We start from the raw sequence: 22583 nt of genomic DNA on the forward strand, positions 1-22583 counted from the left end.
TAATTAAGATAAAGACAGGTGTTTAGTGTATCAATTTCCGGGTTTCAAAATGTTGCGGATCAGTTTATCACCTGTTTTACTGATTTGGTTAATTCCTTTTTGCAATATTTCACCAGTTCGTTCTGTCTGGCCGGTTTGTATTGAAAAATCAGCTTGCAGATCCGGATACATCAAGAGGTAATTATACTCATTGAAATACTTGGCAAGATGGCGGGGAACCTCGGCCAGGGCGTCATGATAACTGATATTGCCCGGCCGTGCGCAAATGACAACAAACAGATCCTCTGTTCGAACGTCTCGGGAAAGGATCAGGAAATCACTCCAATCATCAAAAAGCGTAAATTGGGCGCCTGGCCCTTTATTGGCCTGGTTATAGGCCTGGATTGATGCAAGCGTACCTTCCGAGCTGTAATAATGCACATCACAGTTCAGCTGTTTTCCGATGGTTGATATCCGCTCAATCAACATTGGGAACGAGGCTTCCAGCTCAACCCGGTCTGAACATACGACCGTGATTTTTCCAATCGTGTTTAGGGGCTGCATGCCATGGATCAGGTAAACAATCTGCGGGCACCTGGCCAGAAGTTTCTGGGACTTCAAGCCAGTTACTGAACCAGGGTCTTTCTCCCCTTTTTGCTGACCGATGATCACTTCGTGGATCCTTTTTTCTTCCAGCGTGTGCTGAATGCCGGAAGCGTAACTGACATCATAGCGGATCAGCGGCGATACGATCACATCCGTTGCAGCTGCCGTGGTGACCATCCTGTCCTGGTATTTTCTTAACCTGCGTTCTTCCGATTCTCGGTCCACGGTTTCGGAACTGATCACAGACAGCACAAAGATATTCTGCTCGTGTTTTCTAGGCTGCATCAGCAGTGCCAGCTCGATCATCGGATCAATCGTATCTTCTTTGGAGGCTGCGATTAAGATATTGCGGGTTCCTTGTCCCGCCGCCTTGTTAGCACCCTCATTGAGTTTTTTGGCAATCTTAACCGCTGCCCGGCTCGTCTCGATCGAGGCGATTGTGCAGGTGATCAATATCATGATCAAACAGCCATTAAGCACGTCTTCATTTAATAAACGAATGGGTTCTCCCAATTCATTTTGCCCGATAATAATGTTATAACCTACCAGAACTGTTGCAAGCGTAGCCGCAGCCCGCGCCGCACTCAGCCCGAAGATAAGCGTCCGCTCGTCGCCATTCATTTTGAATGATTTTTGTGTTAATAGCGCCGCCAGCCACTTGGATACCAAAGCTGCCACAGTCATAATGCCCGCTACTTTCAATGATTCGGCACTTTTGAAAAGCACTTGAATGTCGACCAGCATGCCTACGCCAATCAGAAAGAAAGGAATAAAAAGCGCGTTGCCGACGAAATCGATCCGGTTCATCAGAGGAGAATGATGGGGGATCAGTCTGTTTAAGGCCAGCCCGGATAGGAATGCGCCGATAATGGGTTCAATGCCTGCAAGTTCTGCTAAAAAAGAACCCAGGAACACCATCGCCAGCACAAAGGTGTACTGCGCAATGCTGTCATCGAAATGCTTGAAAAACCAGCGTGCAATGATCGGAAACACAAACCAGACAATCAATGCAAACACAATAACGGACACGATGAGCTGTATCCAAAAAGCCTGGTTAATCTCGCCCTGGCTCATTTTGGCAATAACAGCCAGCACAAGGAGGGAAAGAATATCGGTAATGATCGTTCCGCCGACTGCAATGATGGCGGCTTTTGTTTTATGCACATTGAAACGCGCTGCGACCGGGTAGGAGATAAGCGTGTGCGATGCCAGCATACTGGCAAACAGAATACTGGAAATCCAGCTAAAACCAAGCAAAAACCTGGCAGCCGGGGCTGCAATCAGCATGGGCACGGCAAAAGTAAAGACTCCAAAAATCAGGCTTTTTGAGCTGTTCTTCTTGAATTCTTTCATGTCAATTTCCAGGGCCGCCAGAAACATGATGTATATTAAGCCAACCGTTCCAAAGAGGACAATGCTGCTGTCGCGCCGGAGCAGATTGGCCCCGTGTTCGCCAACTGCCACACCGGCCAGAATAAGCCCAATGACATAAGGAACCTTGATTCTGTTGAGCAGCAGCGGCACGAACAAAATGATAAACAGCACCAGCGAAAATATGAGCACCGGGTTGCTAAGCGGAAGCTCGAACATGCTTTCTGCATTCAATAATATGGCCATACGGTCTATTTTTTAGCGGATGGGGTCAGAGGAGCTTCGCGGTCCAGGATCGTAACCGAGCGTTTGCTAGCATCGTAAAAGGCACTTTTTAAAACGACCTTGCCACTGTCTGCCAGCATTTTTATCTGCGGGCTGCTTTGAAGTATCTTTTCCAGTGTGAGCCGTGATTGGCTCTGTGCGATGTTATTTACAAAATCTTTATTGGCAGAAGAGCGATCTGCGAATTCAGGCGCTGATTTTGTGGCTTGTGACAGCTCGCTCATAATGCTTGCGAAATTGGCAGTTTGCACATTGTCCACCGCTGCACCAATGATGCGGCTGTTGCTGCTGGAAAGGACCAGAATAACCTTTGTACCGCTATAATTCAGCGCATACTCCATCACTGCAATCTGTTTGGGATCAACCAGGCAGGCAGGGCTTGATAGCTGCATCAACATGGAGCGCCGCAGATCGAAGATCTTTTCAACTGACTGGTTGAGATCAATGTCTGTCATCACCAAAACCGGTTTTATTCTAGCCAGAGAGTCAGGAATTTTATTTTCAGAATTATAAATAAATGACGAGTCCTTGGAAAACCTGCGATGGCCCTTCATTAAGGCTTGAAGAACATTTTTAGGTGTATGCTGATAGATGGAGTCAAGGACCATTTCGAAAGTCTGCTTTACCGAATCTTCCTGGCTGATGCTAAGAGTGCTATCTGGTGTGCCTACCGCAGTACTATCAGGTTTATTTACTGTTTTTTTATCAGCAGAATTACAACAAAAAAGCCAGAAAATTGAAAATGAAAAAAGAATCGCGCGAACAAGGTTTTTAAAAGGGTTTAGCATAGGCTTATCAAAATTGATCGTGGTAGGATTTACCATAATAAGTAAAAATATTGAGTAAATAATAAATATTCATTTTAAAATACCACACCCTGTTAATATAAAGGTATTAGCAGCAAATACGGGCGGGGCCTCTTTTTTGTCGACCGCATGCTGAAAGGCGTGTCCAAGCTTGTCCTTAATTAAACATCCTCGCAGTATTAGAATAACCAATCTACAACGCCTTTTGCAAATCCCTGCCAGATGGCAGAACCAGGAACCCAGGGAAATGCATAGTGGAAAATGGAACAGATAAACAATGAAACCAGGTAAGTATAATAGTTCTTCCCTTTCGTATATTCATATATCAACAAGCCAACAAGAAGCACATCGCACAAGGCAAAGGCCACCATCACAGCGGTGTTGAAATCCGTAAAACCCAGATTAATCGTCCTACACCCGGGCCAAGCAATGCAACGGCTGAGGCGATCATATAACGCATATGCTTGGCCGGTTGCATCTTGTAAACAATGGCTAAAACATAGAGGCTAACAAAAGGGATCAAAGCAGAGGTGGGAAGATATAAAAACGCCAGGTTCTGCATCTCCGGCATGCGCGGGGCACTTTTCAGGTACTGCGTTTTCATTACCGTTAGCAGCGATAACACAATAATGGGAACAAGGATATACGAAAATTTTCCAACCAGCCGGTGCAAATCAAGTCTCTTTTGATAAACAAGTATCGGTTGCACAATCAGCATAGCAAACCAGAGCAGCAATAGTACAGTATGGGTGTGATGCACATAAGTTAGCCCGGTAAACGCGGGAAACTGACTGAAATAACTTTTGTAAAAGCCAGCCACCACAATGGCGAGTGTGGCCACAAAGAAATAGCTGACGTTTTTATAGGAACGTTCCATGGTATGAAGCATTAAGATTAATTGGAATAAGCGCCGGCAAGGTGCTGCACGCTGAAAATGTTACCGGAGAAAGGTTACACTCCCCTGAACCCGGTAGCAATGTTCAGCCTGCGTTCGGGGTTTTGGGTGCTCTGTTCAATGAGCGTATTAGGGGCAGTTCCAGCAAACTGCTTAAAATCTTTTACCAAATGCTGGTAGTCGGAATATCCTGTGTGCAAGGCAATGCTGAGCCAATCCAGATCAGGGTTGAATTCTTTCATTTCATAGGCCTGGTAAAAGCGGCAAATCCGTGCAAAATATTTCGGAGTGATCCCGATCTGCCTGACGAACCTGTTTTCAAACTGACGAACACTTAAACAGGCCTGGTCAGCCATCGTTGCCAGGTCAAACCCAAAAATATTCACTCGTAACTGTGATAATTAATAATTTTTTTGCAGCAGAAATTATATACTATTCTTCAGGCCTTATCCAGAGAACCTCAAACTTCTTCCCTTCTAAACCAATAAGGTCGCATTAGCTAATTAAATTTTAGAATGTTCTGCAATTTTTTGTTAATACAAGCTTAACGGCAGATACCCAACAGTTTATTTGCCCGCAGGCTAATTTTGGTGTTTAATAAATTAAAAAGCGACTGAAAAATTTCTGTCATGCAACACTAAAATATTATGAATTCAACATTACGACTATCAAAACTCCTATGTGCTTCTGCATGTCTGATATCCTGGGCTGGATTAAGTGTTGTCCCGTCCCAAGCGTCTGCTAAAAGCGCTGGTATGGAAGTGTCCTTAAATTTAAAAGATCCCAATTTCAACGATGCGGCCGTTGCCCAGCCAATCTCCGGTAAGGTAACGGATGGAACGGGAGCACCATTACCGGGTGCAACGGTTGTTGTGAAAGGAACAACAAAAGGCACGACAACAGATGCTGATGGCAAATTCGTCATTGATGCCGATGCCAATTCCCTGCTTGAAGTTTCTTTTGTGGGATATGCTGCGAAGGAAGTTGCAGTGAATGGCCAATCAGCCATAGTGGTCCAATTAGACCAGGATCTTTCACAATTGAATGAAGTAGTTGTGGTTGGTTACGGAACCCAAAAAAGGTCAGACATTACAGGCGCCATTTCATCTATTAACAGTGAAAGTTTCAATAAGGGCGTTGTTACCAACCCGGGTGAACTTTTGCAGGGAAAACTGGCCGGCGTTTCCATTGCTGCAAATAGTGGTGAACCCGGGGCTGCGCAGGATATCATCATCAGGGGGATCGGCAGTTTGCGTTCCGGAACACAGCCGCTTTACGTGGTCGATGGATTTTTGCTGGATAACTCTTCTACGGGTGTCCCTGCCAACCCTCTTAACTTCATTAACCCCAACGATATTGAAAGTATCGATGTGCTGAAAGACGCCAGTGCGACTGCGGTTTACGGGTCAAGAGCATCCAATGGGGTTGTAGTAATTACCACTAAAAAGGGAAAGGGGAAACCGCAGATTAATTTTGCAGCCTCCACTGCTGTGTCGTCCATGGCCAATCCAATGAACGTTTTCAGCGCGGACGATTTTCGTAGACAAGTCGTGGCTGTGGGCGGGACTTTGCAAGATTTTGGTGCAAACACGAATTGGCAGGATGAATTGACACAGAGAGGTGTATCCAACACGCTCAATTTGTCCATGAGCGGAGCCAGCACTGAGAACTTTTCCTATTTCGCATCGGTAGGCTATCAGGATCAGGAAGGAATCTTAAAGAATAGCAGGCTGAAACGCTATTCAGGCAAGTTGAATATGAATCAAAAGGCATTCAACGGCAGGTTGAATATCGATTATAATCTTACGGCTTCCCATACAGAGAACCTGCGTCCGGATATCACATCGACTATGAGTGATATGCTTAGTTTAAACCCGACGGTTGCTCCATACACGGACGGTCAGCCTACCTTATTAAACACGAACGCTTTAAATCCTCTTGCCAGGTATAATCTATTCAGTGACAGGGCAATCAGTAACCGCATTTTGGCAAACATTTCACCCTCAATTGAAATAATTGACGGCCTTACTTATAAGTTGAACTTCGGAGTTGACTATTCCGGTACAAACAGAAACCAGCAGTATAAACCATTCCCGGCAGTTATTAACGAATCTGATATTGCTAATGGGGTATTGGATAATGCTATCAGTGCGAATACCAATCAACTTGTTGAAAATACGCTTACCTATAATTGGAATCAGGATGTTCATAATGTGACTCTATTGGCAGGACATTCTTTCCAGAAGTTTCTGGATGAAACCAGAATAACGACTTACCGCGGTTTTGCAAATAATAATATCGAGCCTATTTATCAGGACCATACCAGTACAACGCTGTTTCCTACTGCGGTAAATGCGGACGCCATTAAAAACGAATTGCAGTCCTTCTTCGGCAGAGTGAATTACGTATATGATAATAAGTACATGTTTACCGGTACATTTCGTGCCGATGGGTCTTCCAAATTTGGCGAGAATAATAAGTATGGTTATTTCCCTTCTTTTGCATTAGGATGGAACATTAGCAATGAAGATTTCATGGACAAATCGTTTTTCAACATCTTGAAGTTACGTGCAAGCTGGGGACGGACTGGTAACCAGGAAATTCCTTCCAAGATCACAAAAGCCAGTTATTTAGAGCAGCGACTACAAACAGGAGCCGGAAGTGTCAGCACATATCCTATTGATACAGACGCTACTTCACTGGAAGGTTTTCCATACGGGATTATTTATACACGATTGGCAAATCCTGACTTACAATGGGAAGTTTCGACCCAAGTTGATTTGGGACTCGATTTTGCCTTCTTCAATTCCCGGGTGAATGGTACATTGGATTATTTCAACAAAAAATCTTCCAACATTCTTTTAGAAGTTGTTCCTTCCGATCCTGTTGAGCCTACCTCAACCTACTGGAACAATATTCCGAATATGATCATCCAGAACAACGGCGTCGAATTGACACTGAATTACAGCAGCGACGCCAAACGCGACTTCTCTTACAGTATCGGCGGTAACTTGACCTACATTCAAAATAAAGTACAGAATTCCCCTTATTCCGTCTTGGCAACCGGGGCAGCCCAGGGTTCTGGCCAGTCTGGCGCGACCATTAATGGCTATATCAACAATGAGTCGTTAGGGGCATTTTATATGTATCAGTTCGATGGAATTAATCCTGATAATGGCCAGAATTTATTCAGGGACACCAATGGGGATGGCCAGGTATTGGACAATGACCGCCTGGTCGTGGGCAGTGCCATTCCTAAAATCATCTATGGATATAATTTAAACTTGAAGTACAAAACATTTGACCTGGGCTTGAATTTCAATGGTGTAGCAGGAAACAAAATTTTCAATCACACCACCATGACCCTGTTCAACAGGTCGCAATTGGCAAAGTCCAACAATACCACAGATTTTGCTGTTCAATACCCCGATGAGGCGTTGACAAATGCCAATATTGTGTCGACACGTTATTTGGAAAATGGCTCTTTCCTGAGGTTGAACAACGCCACACTTTCATACAACCTGCCCTTAGCCGGAAGCAAGTTGGGGGACGTTTTCAAACGCATCAGTCTAAACTTGACAGGTCAGAACCTGTTTGTCATTACAGATTATTCAGGGTTTGACCCGGAGGTCAATACAGGATCTGCTTCTGGTGGTATCCAGACCTTTGGCATCGACCGATTTACATATCCTAGGGCAAGAACATTCCTGCTCGGTCTTAATGTAACATTCTAAAAAACAAACGATTCATTACGATCACGTTGACAATCATATCAAATGAAAAATATAAGATTTTACAAAATTCTACCGGTAGTTGTCCTTTTGCTGGGATTTCTTGGGTGTACCAATTTGGAGGAAGATATTCTTGACGAGTCTCTGACAGGAACCGGCCAGGCAGAACTTGTCAGTGGATCCATTGCACCGGTATACGGACTTCTCCGTCAAGGCGTATGGTTGCATACGGCCAATTTCGGATTGCAGGAAGTTGCTTCTGATGAAGGCATTCTTCCTTATCGCGGGGGAACGGACTGGTACGATGGGGGGAAATTTATTGCAATCCACCAGCATTTGATGACCCCAAGCAACAGCTTGGTAGGGGATACCTGGACAAACATTACGCTAACATTATCCAGAGCCGTAATCGCTGCGGAAAGATTGAAACTGGAAGCAGAAAAAGGCAATACAGGTGCCCAGGAAGCTTATAATGAAATGGTAGCCATGAAGGCGTACCTCAATATGATGGCCCTTGATAACTGGGGTATTGTTTTCAAAAAAGAGCTTTCCAGTGAAAGATCTGAGATTCTAAGGAAACAAGAGGCAATTGATTATATCGAAAGCGAGCTTCTATCGGTTGTTGACCTAATCAAAAAAGATAGGGACCCGGGTAGGTTGAACCAGAATGCCGTAAGGGCTTTGTTGGCGCGTTTGTACTTGAATGCTGCCGTTTACCGCGATCCTTATGGTACACCTGCTTTTAGTAAAGGCGATATGGATAAAGTAATCCAGTATACGAGCTCCATTATTGCTGAACCTTATTCATTAGCTCCCGAATATTTTGATTTGTTCAGTGATAATAACCACGTTAACCCTGAGCTAATATTTGCACTTGACCAGAGAGGCGTACTTGAAACCGAACATCAGCGGTGGGCTTACTGGCCCATTTCCGGCGACCAGATTCCAAGACCCGAATTTCCAAATACACGGGGAACGGATGCGGTAGCCGCTACTCCTGATTTTTATCAGACTTGGGTAGATGCTTACGGGAATGTAGATCCAGCCGATGCCGATGCGCGTTTCTTCAAAAAGAATACAATTATACCCGAAGAACTTAAAGATCTAACCGGGGTAACGCCATTGAATGATGCTGAACATTACTATTGTATAGATGCAACAAAGTTTGAAATGGACCGGGGAATACTCCGGGGTATCATATGGGGCCCGAGAAAAGATGGAGGCGGAAATATTTTGACTTGCAGCGATGGCAAAGTAAGGATTTATCCTGTGATCAACAGAAGAACCAGCGGTGCAAACCTAACTTACGTTAACCATACGCGCAATGTTGACTTTACCGGTCCGGGGAGTTTGCACAATACAGGTTACCGCTTTTCGAAGTATCAGTTTAGTCATACCGCCCCCAATTGCTGTTCTTACAGCAGTGTCGATCTTGTTTTGATTCGCCTTGGAGAGATTTACCTAATGCGTGCCGAGGCCAAATTAAGAAATGGTGACAATGCAGGAGCTTTGGCCGATGTCAATACTTTGAGAACTTCCAGAAAAGCCAGACCTGATCAGACTCCTGATGCCTTGAAAAGTATCAGCCTGGATATATTATTCCGTGAATCGGGTTTTGAACTTTACTGGGAAGCATTTAGAAGGAATTATCAAATCCGGTTTGGCAAATACGAGGGCAGTTGGACAGGCAAAACTGATACGGATGTTAACAAAAGATTGTTCCCGATTCCTCAGCGAGCAGTTGATGGCGCGTCAAGTGAAGAAGGGTTTTTAATACAAAACCAAGGATATTAATCCAATTGTGTATCCAAAATAAGTGATTAAAGCGGGCTTTGGATTCCATGGCCCGCTTTTAGATTCTACCGCCAGTTCCAATTTTTCCTATGAAAACAATCCTAAGTCTAATTATAGCCCTCGCGCTTCCTGTTTTGAAGTCTGAGGACGCCGATAACCTGCCGATCAACAAAATTCAGGTGATCGGTTCTCACAACAGTTACAAAGAGGCGATCGATCCGGCATTGTTTAAAGTTTTTCAAAAAAGAGATTCCGTTTCATCCAGTAAGATCGACTACGAACATATCGCCATCACCGATCAGTTGAATATGGGTCTCCGTAATCTGGAAATCGATATTTATCCCGATGAAAAAGGTGGGAGGTACGCGCAACCCAAAGGGCTCGAACTGGCGCCTGGCCAAAAAGCCTACGATCCCGAGGGCAAAATGAAACAGCCGGGTTTTAAGATCTTGCATGTGCCTGACCTGGATTTCCGAAGCCACTATTTTACATTGAACGAATGCCTGGAAGATCTGAAAAAATGGTCAGAGGCGCATCCGGACCATACACCGGTTTTCATAACGCTGGAAGCCAAAGGCCGCATTCCAAAGGCTGGGGAAGCAGCTGCAAATGAAAGTTTTGCGGAAAAGCACTTTGAAGAACTGGATAAAGTACTTTTTGAAAAGCTGGGTAAAAATCACATTATCACGCCAGATGATGTTAGAGGCAAATACGAAACGCTGGAAAGCGCAGTGCTGGCTGGCAACTGGCCGCTGCTTAAAAATGCGAAAGGGAAATTTCTGTTCTTATTAGACGATAAAGCTGCGAAAAGGGATATGTATATAGCGGGGCACCCGTCATTAAAAGGCCGCGCGATGTTTGCCTGCGCAGACCCCGGCACGCCCGAGGCTGCGATGACGATCCGTAATAATCCCAAAGATCCACAGATCAAAGACCTTGTAAACAAAGGGTACATCATCCGTACCCGCGCCGACTCGGATACGCGGGAAGCCAGGATAAATGATAAAAGCAGTTTTGAGGCGGCCTGTAACTCAGGAGCGCAGATCATTACCACCGACTATTATCTCAAAAGCACCCACTTTAAATCCGACTATTCGGTCAGTTTTGACGGGAAGAAATATTTCAGGGTGAATCCAGTGTTTACAGCATCAGATCGGGGCGGTGCCAAGTGAGCCACCCTTAAAAAATGAGATAATATTGGGCGTCTATCTTAGCGAGTTAGATAAGTTTAATGATATACACCAATGAGGTATTACTTATTTTTAATAATTACTTCAATTCTTTATTTGTCAATTAGTTATGAAGCTTTGGCTGACTTGCGATCCAAGTCAGCCAAAGACGCTTTATCTCCTGATTCGTCTTACATTAAAATCCGTAAACAGCTTGACCTGTCTTTAAAAAATGGTGATGTGACGAGAGCGGCAATCTGCTATCAGCAAATCGGCGACATCTTGTTTGAGGAAGGAGCCATGTCCCAGGCGCTTTCTTACTACCACAAAGCGGACGGTTATTTTAAAAAAGATACGAGCCTTTTAAATCTTGGCAACAACCTGAACAGGATAGGCAGGATTTATTTTAAAAACAACCGCAGCGCGACGGCACTAGCTAATTTCCGCGAAGCGCTCCGCGTGTTTCAGATTGAGGGTAATCATAGAGGAATTGCAGAAAGTTATGGATATATCGGTCAGGTATATGAACAAAAAGGAGCTTACGACAGCTCGCACATCTATCAGGAACTTGCATTGTCCGAGTTTAAAAGCCTGAATGATAAGAGTCAGATTGCTTTTACATATTCACGTATTGGCAGCATTTATGAAGATCAGGGTAAATTTCAGCCAGCATTAAAGTATTTTTTAGCCGCTTACAGAATATACAATGACGGCCCTGCCAAAGTGGAACTTGCCGCGGTGCTCAATAACATTGGCGATACTTACCGTAAAATGGGCAACTATCTCCAGGCATTGTCTTACAGTAAAAAAGCTGAATTGCTGTCAGCCCGGCTTCATGATAACCGGCAACTTAGCAGCGCACATCGCGATCTTGCGAAGACATTCGAGCAGCTCGGCAGTTTTGATAGCGCTTATTATTACAGTGAAAAATCAAGGCTTGCCTATTCAAAAAGCTACAATACGGATAGCGAAGAACGACTGAACCTGATCCAGACTCTTTTTGACGTCCAGCGCAAGGACAATGAAATTCTCCAACTGGAAAATAAAAACCGCGTAAGCCAGATCATAACTATTTCCGTATTCGTCATTAGCATACTGGCTACGTTTCTCGGTGTGAGTTTGCTTAGCCGCCAGCGCTTGAAGATTAAGAACAGCAAAGACTTGTATGAAACCCGCCAGAAATCCATGGAGCTGGAACTTCACAACAAGCATCTACATCAGGAGGGTTTAAAAGCAGAATTGGAGCTGAGAAGTAAAGAACTTACCAGCATTACCCTGCACATGATTAAAAAGAACGAGGTGCTTGAAGAGCTTAAAAGTAAACTCGCTTCCATTGTCAAAGATGACAAACGCGACCAGCGAAAGGAATTGAAGCAACTCCTGGAACAAATTGATGTAAACAGTAATCAGGATAAAAACTGGGAGGATTTTCGGGTCGTTTTTGAGTATGTGCATAAAGACTTTTTCGAAAAACTCATCAAGCATTCAGGCTTGCTTACCACAACGGATCTTCGTTTCCTTGCGCTGCTTAAAATGAACCTGAACTCCGCCGATATCGCTACAATGCTTGCTGTTTCTCAAACCAGTTTGCGCACGACCAGGTATCGATTACGCAAAAAACTCCAATTACCTGAGGAGGCCAGTCTTCAAAATTTTATTCATAATCTCTGACGTCGACCCGGTGATTTGTCCTCTTGTTACCAAGTTTTGAATCTGTTAACACAATGATAATGGCGGCGCAAATATTTATAAATAATTGATAATGAGCTTATTACACAGGTTATTACTTGAATGTAGACGATTTGATAACGCTTTGGCAACCTGTGTAGACGTTTGGTAACCGGCAAAAATTAGCTTCCTGCAAATTCATAATGACCTTTACATCGCCAGGCAAAAAAACCATTATCTCACCATTGAATTGACTCAGGAAAAACCTATGAAAAGAATCTTACTACTCCTTTTATTATTTGCAGTCCCGTACATCAGCTTCTCGCAAAGCCTGATCACCGGACGGATCATTGACGACAACAATCTGAGCTTACCCGGTGCCACCGTCAAAATCGAGGAATTATCACGGGGAACGGTTTCAGACCAAAACGGAAACTATACATTGATCGACGTTCCCACCGGTGTTTACAATCTGACAGTTACGTATATAGGCTATGGTGTTTCAAGGCAATCTGTAACTGTTGGTAGCCAAAACGTAAAGACCAACTTCAAATTGAACCTCGCGGACAATGACTTGCAAGCTGTTGTTGTCACCGGTAACCGAAGCGCAACGCTGAAAGCATTGAACCAGCAAAAGAATTCCGACCGGATCGTGAATGTGATCTCAGCTGATCAGGTGGGCCGTTTTCCTGACCCGAACATAGGTGACGCGCTGAAACGCGTTCCGGGAATTTACGTGCAGCTGGATCAGGGCGAAGCTTCGCTGGTGAGTATCAGGGGAACGGATCCTTCTAAAAGTACGATCAACATTAATGGATCGAGCATTGCGGGAACGGGTGAAAACCGTGCTGTGGGCATCAGCGCCATTCCTGCGGATATGGTGCAGTCTGTTGAAGTTACCAAAGCTATCACACCTGATATGGACGGCGATGCGATTGGCGGTGTGGTCAATTTGGTCACCAGAAAAGCGCCTTTTGCTAGGTTATTATCGATCACGGCGGGAACCGGTTACAGTGATATCGTGCAAAAACCTGCTTACAATGCCAATGTGGTTTTTGGAGACCGGTTTTTGAAAGACAAAAAGTTAGGTGTAATGGCCTCGGTGTCTTATTATCAGCAGTTTTTAGGTTCAGATGATCACCAGACTACATGGGAAGATGTAAAATGGGTGGATCAGCAGACTTACTTTATGCCGCGGTTTTTGAATATGGTCCAAAACAATCTGGAACGGATCAGACAGAGTTATACGGTTGGGATCGACTATAAGCTTAATGCGAAAAACACATTGACCTTCACCGGGATTTACAACAAATACAACGACTGGCGGAAAATTTCAACTCTGAAAGTGGATGACATCGGCGCCGGATATCCGAAAAACTGGCAGCGAGCTGCAGGCTGGGAGGGTAACAGAAAAATCACAGATGCGAACAACGATTACATTGATGACGTTGCCGGCGTGCCTTATCTCAATATGAATAACGACCCGAAACACCCGGTATACCAGCCAGAACTGGAACGCCACATTGAAGGTGGTTTGAACAACCGGAACGGAAGTCAGATTATTCAGAAAATCATCAATTTCGGGTTGGAAGGCGAGCATATTTTAGGAAAAGTGAAAGTGAACTGGAAAGGTTCTTACCTCAAAAATGTGACTGACAGGCCGGATGTGATTGAATTGGAATTGGAAAGTGAGAATGAAAAAAGTGTGCAGATGGATTATACGAATCCTAGGTTTATCAAAGCCAACAATGGATTTGAAGTTGAAAATATTCTTGAAAACCTCAAAGACAAGCCATCATACCGGGCTGATTCGGCGGACACCTGGTACATGGACAACTTTACCGGAACCGACAAGCGGGCCAATACCCAGCAATATCTGGCGCAAATTGACATCTCTGTTCCATTGGTTGAAGGAAAATTCAGTAACATTCTCAAATTCGGTGGAAAATACCGCGGGCTGACCCTGAAAAATGAAACGACAAGAAGGGTAAGATGGACACCGCAAATTGATCCTGCATTGCGCGCTAAATATGACGCTGAGCTTGCGGCTGGCAAAAATCCGAAAGTGGCAGATTACGTAGGCTGGGCACCATTCTGGTCTGGATTTGCAAACAATTCGACCAACATTAGCAAAACCCTGAACATTGAATCCGACTACAATGTTGGCAATGCGGGCTCATCCGAGTGGATTTCGAATTTGAATAAAAGCTATTACGGAGATACGGAAGACTTCATGCTGAACAGGGTTTATCAGGATGTTTTGGGAAACAACTATTATGGTGATGAGGCAATTTCGGCAGGTTATATCATGTCTACCCAGAATTTCGGAGACAAACTTTCACTTATTCTGGGTGGCCGGTTGGAACATAGTTCGGTAAAATATGAGGGTTACAATTACAATGTTAGAGCCGATTTTATTCCAGCCAGGCAGTCTACCAAATCCGAATTTCTCAACTTCATGCCTGCATTCTTAGCCAGATATGCGCCGACTAAAAACCAGGTTTACAGATTCGCATACACCAGCACCATTTCACGTCCCAATTACAAAGACATTTCTCCTTATGTGAGTGTAAATGTGCGGGATAAAGTGATCAGCCAGGGTAACCCGGACATTAAGCCGACACTTTCTAATAATTTTGATCTTTTAGGAGAGGTGTACACTGGTAATACCGGACTTATTTCAGCAGGTGTTTATTTCAAAAACATTACCAATTACCGGATTTTATCCAGAGACCTGGTTCCGTTTAGTGAAGTAATAGACATTGCAGAATCGCCCGAATCGCTCCTGGAACAAGGTGCTAACCCCGCCACCGTTGCATCCTACAAAACGGATTATGACAAGCTGAAAGCGAGCAATGGAAACCTGGAACGGACGCGTCCGGGGAATGGCGGAACTGCGAACATTCTTGGAATGGAGTTCTCGTTTCAACAAGGTCTGTCGTTCTTGCCAAGGCCGCTCAATAACCTGACTCTGTACTCCAATTACACCCACAATTTCATTTTTGTGAAAAAAGGAGAGCCAAAGTTGCCGGGAACGGCGAAGGATATTTTGAATCTGTCGCTGGCTTATGAGATAAAAAAATTCAATGTGCGGCTTTCATATAACAACACTTCCGACTTCGTCACCATTCTGGGAACCGATAGCAAAGGAGATGTATATTATGATAAAGCACATTACCTGGATGCCAGTGTAAACTACTTCTTTACACCAAAATTGTCGCTTTACGTAACAGCAAACAACCTCTTAAACCAGGATCAGCGCCGCTATCAATACAAGCCTGAGTACACATATTCATCGCTTTACACGGGTGCCACGGCTACGATTGGTTTGAAGTTTAATGTTTATTGAAAGGAGGAGTTGACAGTCTGACAAGGCCGCTCTCATTGTCAGCCTGAGCGGACCGGGCCGCCGGGCGGTCGAAGGTCGCTATTAGCTTGGCACTACGTCTTTTGCATTGTGCTTCTGCACTTCGACCGCCGGGCAGCCCCGTCGGCTCAGTGTGACAAGGTTAGCTCAGTGTGACAATGCCGCTCATAATTTAAATTAAAGAATGAAGAAAACAATCGCAATTATCATCGCCTTTTTGAGCTTCGTATTCCTTTCTCTAAAAGTCAGTACGCCGGGTGATTCTTCAATTGGGGTTGACGATGCATTGCGCAATTTTGGGCTGGGAGTGGATGATTTTGTTGTCGCAAATGAACAGTTATATGAGGCTATTGAAGGCTTGAATGCAGATTCTGCTTCCATTATAAGTGCTCGAAATGCTTTGAAAGATTGTCGTCGCAGCTACAAGCGCATTGCGTTTTTTACGTCCTACTTTTTTCCGAGTGAGACGCGCTTTTATAATGGAGCGCCCAAGTTTGAAGTCGAGGAACCGACATTAGAGCTGGTGGAGCCGATGGGTTTGCAGCAGATTGAGGCGTTACTTTTTGAGGATAATGTTCTTGATAGTAAAAGTGATCTGCTTGTACAATCAGAGGCAATACTAACTTCCGCCAGGGACATGCATTCATTGCTTTTTGGTATTAAAATCAATGACGCGCAGATTCTGGAAAGTGTGCGAATCGAGCTGATTCGAATCACGACATTGTATATTTCAGGTTATGATGCGCCAATGTTGAAAACCGGAATTACTGAAACATTGGAAGCGACTAATGCTTTACGGAACGCTTTGAAACCCTATTTTGAAGCAAATCCCGAGCATAGCAAATCACTGGCACTTTTAATCAGTAACTCTCAAAGCTATCTAAAAGCCCACCAGGATTTCGATTCCTTTAACAGAATGGAGTTCCTGACTCAGTTCGCATTGCCTATGCAGAAGCAATTCGGTGAGTTTGTTTCCAGGCTTGACTTGGTGATCAATACAACGTCACACCTGAATTACGAGGCACCACACATTTATAGTAAAAATGCGCTCAAAAGCTGGGATGATCACGAAGGCGATTCCATGCAGAAAATGGCATTGGCGGATCTTGGCAGAACGTTATTTTTTGATAAATCACTTTCAGGGGACGCGTCAACGAGCTGTGCAACTTGCCACCAACCTGAAAATTATTTTGCAGACCAACTACAAAAAAGCCCGTCGCTGGTTCGTGATTCCGTGCTGAGGCGGAACACGCCAACATTAATGTATGCAGGCTGGCAGCATTCGCAGTTTTGGGACGGTCGCGTTGCGAACCTGCAAGATCAGATCCATAATGTGTTTCTTAATCCATTGGAAATGAATGGGAACGAAAAAGCATTGAGTGGAAATGTGTTACAAAAAGACAAGTACAAAAAGCTGATCAACGCTTCATTCCCGGATAAAAAAGTGCAGGAATTGGGAATAAATAAAGCTTCCGAGGCGCTGGCAGCTTTTATAAAACAGCTCGGCCCGATGGATTCACCATTTGACCAGTATATCGCGGGCAATCAGACTGCATTAACAGACCGGCAGGTGAACGGCTTCAACCTTTTTATGGGCAAAGCGCAATGTGGCACCTGTCATTTTCCACCGTTTTTTAATTCGTTATTACCGCCGCTTTTTGACATTTCGGAAGTGGAAGTATTGGGCGTTACGGCTACCGATGATTTCGAAAAACCAGAGTTAGACGCAGATCTGGGTCGTTTTGATTTGTACAAAATGCGCTATTACAAAGGCGCATTCAAAACACCGACCGTCCGCAATTCGGCTAAAACGGCGCCTTATATGCACAATGGTTCGTTCAAATCTTTGGCGAAAGTCATGGATTTTTACAACAAAGGCGGCGGCAGAAGTTTAGCGCTGGAAGTGGAAGAACAGACATTATCTTCCAAACCATTGAATCTCTCAGAACCTGAAACCGAAGACATTATCCTATTCCTCGAATCCTTAACCGATTCAAAACCAGAAAATCAGAATTTCTCAAATTAATCAAACATGAAAAAAGTTAAACTTTTATTGCTCACATTACTCCTTCCAATTCTGGCCATTGCGCAGGAAACGCAGCCTGCAAAAAAGCCTGTTACCAAGAAAAGAGGCCCGCTGATGGGAATTCAGGCAGATTTGTTGCGCGGCCCGTATCTGCAAATGGCCACACCCACCAGCATGACCGTTCGTTGGAGAACCAATGTATACGATCGCAGCCGGGTAAAATATGGTCTTTCTGCCGACAGTCTGACTATGCGCACGGACGATTCGACGCTGGTTAATGAGCACATTGTAACACTAAAAAATCTCAAACCTTCAACAAAGTATTTTTACACAGTGGGTAACCTGGCCGACACTACATTGCAGGGCGATGCGGAAAATTATTTTTATACGTTTCCCGAAACTGGTAGTGAGCAATTGGTCCGCATAGCCGGATTTGGCGATTGCGGCAATAACTCGATCAACCAAAGATCTGTGAGAGATCAGGTCGTGAATTATCTTGGAGATAAATATCTGAATGCCTGGATCTTAATGGGAGACAATGCATATTCGGACGGAACTGATGCAGAATTTCAGGCGAAGTTCTTTAACCTTTATAAAGACAATCTGCTGAAAAAATATCCATTGTATCCGGTGCCGGGAAATCACGATTACCACGATTTTAACTCGTCTCCGGCTAACGATCAGAACAAAATTGCCTACTATCAAAACTTCTCACTCCCGACGCAGGGAGAGGCTGGGGGAGTTGCTTCCAACACGGAATCTTACTATTCCTATGACATTGCGAACATTCACTTCCTGGCCCTGGATTCTTATGGTCCGGATAAAAAAGGAACGCACATTTATGATCAAATGGGCGAGCAAGTGGAATGGGTTAAGAAAGATCTGGCTGCGAATCAGAACAAAAAGTGGGTTGTGGCTTACTGGCACCATCCTCCCTACACCATGGGCTCACACGATTCGGATAAGGAATCTTTGCTGGTAAAAATCAGGGAGAATTTTATCAAAACCCTTGAAGATGGTGGCGTAGACCTGATCCTTTGCGGACACAGCCACGTGTACGAACGCACGAAGCTGATCAAAGGCTACTACGGAAAAGAAGCGGATTATGATGCTAAAAAGTATGAAGTAAGCTCGTCCACAGCATTATATGACGGCAGCAAAAACTCCGCGCCGTATTTGAAAAGCAAAACCAAAACTAATGGCACTGTATATGTTGTCAGCGGCTCGGCGGGCGCATTGGGTGGGCACAAGGAAACCTGGCCGCACAATGCCATGTACTATTCAAACAATGAAGTGGGAGGAGCGGTGATGCTGGAAGTGGAAGGAAACAGGCTGGATCTGAAATGGATTTGCTCGGACGGAAAGATCGGCGACCATTTTACGATGATGAAGGATGTGAAGAAAGACGAAGAAAAAACCTTAATGCAGGATAAGAAGCTTACGAAATAAATTTTCGTGCAACTAGCAAGGATTACGGGGCGGTTCTGCAACATGGCAGGGCCGCCTTTTGCAAATAAAACCGTCGGGTCGCTTAAACTATCGGTCTGCCGGTGAGTCATAGCTGTGTGAATCAATCATTCTGTCTGGAATATGAAAACCGTTTGCAAAGTCACGTTCGGGTCTCTGATTATCTTATTGGGAACAATGCTGTTATCTTCTTTTTCAGATAAAAATGTTGCTAAACCTCCTTTCAAATTCCCTTACAAGAAAGCCGGTTTGACCGAGCGCCAGGCAGCTGCCCACCTTTTAAACCGATTCACTTTCGGCCCCCGCGCTGCTGATGTGGATTCTGTTACAGATATGGGTTTGGAAGAGTGGTTTTTAAGGCAGTTGGAGTCAAAGTTGCCCGATGATTCGCTTAACAAAAAGCTTAGAGCATACAATGCACTGGAACTCAGCAACACGGAAGTTGTAAACACATATCCCAAGAAAAACAAGGTTTTACGTATGGCCATTGCTGAGGGAGTGATAGATCAGGCGGCACGTGATAAATCAAATAAAGGGGCTTATAAAAGTGAGCTGGCCGCCTACATGCAGGAAAAAGGCTTTAAGCCACAAAAGGAACTATACAGACAATTTGCCAATCAAAAAATCCTTCGCGCAGCTTATTCAAACAATCAATTGCAGGAATTGCTGACTGATTTCTGGTTTAATCATTTCAATGTTTCATTAGATAAAAATCAATGCGCGGAATTTATTCCGGCTTATGAGCGTGATGTGATCCGGCCCAATGTGCTGGGCAAATTTGAAGATTTGTTACTGGCGACGGCACAGTCCCCGGCCATGCTGATGTACCTGGATAATTCCAGCAGCACCGGTGTTAAAGAAGATATGAATAACGCCAAAGACAACCGGATGAAGCGAATCGCTGACCAGCAGATGGAGGATAAGAATGATACCACATCGAATGGGAAGGTGAAAAAACCCAGGAAACGTGGGTTAAATGAAAACTATGCGCGTGAAGTCATGGAGCTGCACACACTGGGCGTCGATGGCGGGTATACCCAGCAAGACGTCACGCAGGCCGCGCGGGTCTTAACCGGCTGGACAATTTATCCAATGAATGATAAAGGTTATGGCACCGCAGCAAGAAAATCATTGGACAATGTAGACGAAAGCAAGCTTAACCGGCGCGGTTTTGTTCATCACGGCGATTTTTTGTTTGCAGCCAATCGCCACGACACCAAAGAAAAGACAGTTTTAGGACGACATTTTCCTGCTGGCGGCGGATACGAAGAAGGTGTTGAACTCCTGAAAATGTTTGCGAATCATCCGTCAACAGCAAAATTCGTTTGCCGGAAAATAGCGATACGTTTTGTAAATGACCATCCTTCTCAAAGCCTTGTTGATGAAATGGTTAGGACCTTTGAAACGAAAAATGGCGATATCGGCCAAGTCTTAATCACAATGGTTTCTTCTGATGAATTCTGGTCAAAAGAAGCATTGAGGGAAAAAACAAAATCTCCTTTTGAACTGGCAATCAGTGCGGTTAGAGGGTTAAATGCGGATATAAGCCAACCTTATCAGTTATACAATTGGATCGCCAAAATGGGTCAGAAGATGTATTACTATCAAGCGCCAACTGGCTTCCCCGATAAAGCAGAGTACTGGATCAATACAGGTGCTTTACTGAACCGAATGAACTTTGGGCTTGCATTGGCATCGCAGCGTATTCCAGGCATCAGCATCAATTTGGCACGTCTAAATCAAAATCACGAGCCTGAAAGTGCCGAGGCAGCTTTGGTCACTTATAGTAAAATGATAATGCCCGAGCGTGATCTGAGTCAAACCATCACGCGGTTAAAACCTATGCTTAATGAACCCGATCTGGCGACAAAAGTGGAGCAAGCCGCCCAAAAATCGGTTGGCACGGAACAGCCCGAAATGATGATGAACAACGAAAAGCCTTTTGCAAAAAACAATGCAATGCTGGCTCAGGTTGTAGGCGTCATCATTGGTTCGCCTGAATTTCAACGTAAATAGCATCACCATGACAACTAGAAGAGGTTTTATAAAGGCCGGAGGGCTTGCGCTCTTTGGAATCGGAAGTGGTGGCATTCCCTCATTTCTGGCAAAAGCTGCTGCTAACATCCAGTCTCCAAGGCTTTTTCAGCGGAAAAAGGTTTTGATATGCATATTCCAAAGAGGTGCTATGGATGGGTTAATGGCAGTTACACCCTTCACAGACCCATATCTCAAAGCTGCCAGGCCGACACTCTTTATGTCTGCTGCCAAATCCAGCAACAATCCATTGATAGATCTCGACGGAAGGTTTGGTCTGCACCCATCGTTAAGTGCTTTTGAACCCATGTTCAGGGAGAACAGACTAGCCATTGTGCATGGAATAGGATCCCCGAATACAACCCGTTCGCATTTTGACGCGCAGGATTACATGGAATCCGGGACTCCATTTAAAAAAGGAACACCCAGCGGATGGTTAAACCGGGCAGCAGGTTTGCTGGGACACGATGCAGCGACTCCATTTCAGGCGGTTAGTTTAACATCATCGTTACCAAGATCATTATATGGTGATAGCCAGGCCGTAGCAATAAATAATCTGCGTGACTTTCATGTTCAGCTGCGCGGTGATCAGGCCGGAGCCAACATGGCGGCTAAAAGTTTTGAAAGTCTGTATGATCAAGCTTCGCAGGATTTATTAAAACAGACTGGTAAAGAAAGCTTTGAAGCTGTGAAGATGCTTCAAACAACTGCTTCAAAAAATTATAAGCCAGCCGGTAATGCGGTGTATCCAGGCTCTGCTTTGGGAAACTCTCTAAAACAAATTGCCCAACTGATCAAGATGGATGTGGGTTTAGAAGTCGCCTTTGCCGAATCAGGCGGCTGGGATACGCATTTCAACCAGGGAACCCAGACAGGACTTTTTGCCAGGAATCTCAGCGATTTAAGCAGTAGCATTACAGCATTATGGACAGATTTGGAGGCCATGCAGGACGATGTGACCATTATGACCATGACCGAATTCGGGCGTACGGTTCATCAAAACGGCACCGGTGGTACGGATCACGGCCGTGGGTCTTGCAATTTCATCTTAGGCAACGATGTGAAAGGCGGATTGGTACACGGCAAAGTAGCGCCGCTGGCAATAGAAAACCTGGAAGACGGAAGAGATTTAATGGTTACAACCGATTTCAGAAGTGTATTTAGCGAAGTAGCGAACAAACACCTTGGGATAAGCGACAACAAAATATTGTTTCCCGAATGGACAGGTGAATTTATAAATGTAATGCGGGGCTAACCTCTTCGGGAAGGTGCCCGTTTCCGCTCCCATGCTTAGCAACTGGCAGTCTAACTGATCTTTTGGGTAAGTTAAATCTTACACCAGTGACATCACAAATAGTTGGCTTGATTTTGGCATAATATTTATA

At 44.6% G+C, this 22583-nt stretch carries 14 protein-coding genes; 9 read left to right on the forward strand and 5 right to left on the reverse strand.

All coding sequences use genetic code 11. The annotated features are described in order from the left end of the window. Window positions 1–30: 30 nt before the first annotated feature. The 5 genes from NFI81_RS00550 to NFI81_RS00570 all read right to left on the reverse strand — a co-directional run bounded on the left by NFI81_RS00550 (window position 31) and on the right by NFI81_RS00570 (window position 4328). A complete protein-coding gene (locus NFI81_RS00550) occupies window positions 31–2202 on the reverse strand; it encodes a cation:proton antiporter (RefSeq protein WP_234614823.1) in 2172 nt (723 codons plus the stop codon). A 5-nt stretch (window positions 2203–2207) separates the two neighbouring features. Further along, complete coding sequence (locus NFI81_RS00555; RefSeq protein WP_234614822.1) at window positions 2208–3065, reverse strand: carbonic anhydrase; 858 nt, start codon at window positions 3063–3065, stop codon at window positions 2208–2210. Between the two features lie 161 nt (window positions 3066–3226). Next, window positions 3227–3418: a hypothetical protein gene (locus NFI81_RS00560; RefSeq protein WP_234614821.1), complete on the reverse strand. Its 192-nt coding sequence runs from the start codon at window positions 3416–3418 to the stop codon at window positions 3227–3229. After that, the gene (locus NFI81_RS00565) at window positions 3418–3924 is read right to left on the reverse strand and encodes a hypothetical protein (protein ID WP_234614820.1); all 507 of its coding nucleotides are present in this window, start codon (window positions 3922–3924) and stop codon (window positions 3418–3420) included. The genes NFI81_RS00560 and NFI81_RS00565 overlap by 1 nt, the downstream gene beginning before the upstream one ends. Before the next feature lie 74 nt (window positions 3925–3998). Beyond that, the gene (locus NFI81_RS00570; protein ID WP_234614819.1) at window positions 3999–4328 is read right to left on the reverse strand and encodes a helix-turn-helix domain-containing protein; all 330 of its coding nucleotides are present in this window, start codon (window positions 4326–4328) and stop codon (window positions 3999–4001) included. Between the two features lie 261 nt (window positions 4329–4589). Between NFI81_RS00570 and NFI81_RS00575 the strand changes: the two genes are divergently transcribed. The 9 genes from NFI81_RS00575 to NFI81_RS00615 all read left to right on the forward strand — a co-directional run bounded on the left by NFI81_RS00575 (window position 4590) and on the right by NFI81_RS00615 (window position 22453). Further along, the gene (locus tag NFI81_RS00575) at window positions 4590–7676 is read left to right on the forward strand and encodes a SusC/RagA family TonB-linked outer membrane protein (protein WP_252176027.1); all 3087 of its coding nucleotides are present in this window, start codon (window positions 4590–4592) and stop codon (window positions 7674–7676) included. Between the two features lie 42 nt (window positions 7677–7718). Then, window positions 7719–9467 (forward strand): RagB/SusD family nutrient uptake outer membrane protein, encoded by a 1749-nt coding sequence (locus NFI81_RS00580; RefSeq protein ID WP_234614817.1) that lies wholly within the window; start codon window positions 7719–7721, stop codon window positions 9465–9467. An 89-nt stretch (window positions 9468–9556) separates the two neighbouring features. Further along, on the forward strand, window positions 9557–10639 hold the full coding sequence (locus tag NFI81_RS00585; protein WP_234614816.1) for a phosphatidylinositol-specific phospholipase C1-like protein: 1083 nt from the start codon (window positions 9557–9559) through the stop codon (window positions 10637–10639). Window positions 10640–10753: 114 nt separating this feature from the next. Next, complete coding sequence (locus NFI81_RS00590) at window positions 10754–12307, forward strand: tetratricopeptide repeat protein (RefSeq protein WP_234614815.1); 1554 nt, start codon at window positions 10754–10756, stop codon at window positions 12305–12307. Window positions 12308–12572: 265 nt separating this feature from the next. After that, a complete protein-coding gene (locus tag NFI81_RS00595) occupies window positions 12573–15653 on the forward strand; it encodes a TonB-dependent receptor (protein WP_234614814.1) in 3081 nt (1026 codons plus the stop codon). 202 nt (window positions 15654–15855) lie between these two features. Beyond that, window positions 15856–17697, forward strand: coding sequence for a cytochrome-c peroxidase (locus NFI81_RS00600; protein WP_234614813.1), 1842 nt, complete (start codon window positions 15856–15858; stop codon window positions 17695–17697). Window positions 17698–17703: 6 nt separating this feature from the next. Beyond that, window positions 17704–19146 carry a purple acid phosphatase family protein gene (locus tag NFI81_RS00605; protein ID WP_234614812.1) on the forward strand — a complete coding sequence of 481 codons (1443 nt, stop codon included), beginning with the start codon at window positions 17704–17706 and terminating at the stop codon, window positions 19144–19146. Between the two features lie 141 nt (window positions 19147–19287). Next, window positions 19288–21180, forward strand: coding sequence for a DUF1800 domain-containing protein (locus tag NFI81_RS00610; protein WP_234614811.1), 1893 nt, complete (start codon window positions 19288–19290; stop codon window positions 21178–21180). Window positions 21181–21187: 7 nt separating this feature from the next. Further along, on the forward strand, window positions 21188–22453 hold the full coding sequence (locus NFI81_RS00615; protein ID WP_234614810.1) for a DUF1501 domain-containing protein: 1266 nt from the start codon (window positions 21188–21190) through the stop codon (window positions 22451–22453). The last annotated feature ends 130 nt before the right edge of the window (window positions 22454–22583 follow it).

Origin of the sequence: Dyadobacter fanqingshengii (assembly GCF_023822005.2) — a bacterium.
Taxonomy (GTDB): domain Bacteria; phylum Bacteroidota; class Bacteroidia; order Cytophagales; family Spirosomataceae; genus Dyadobacter; species Dyadobacter fanqingshengii.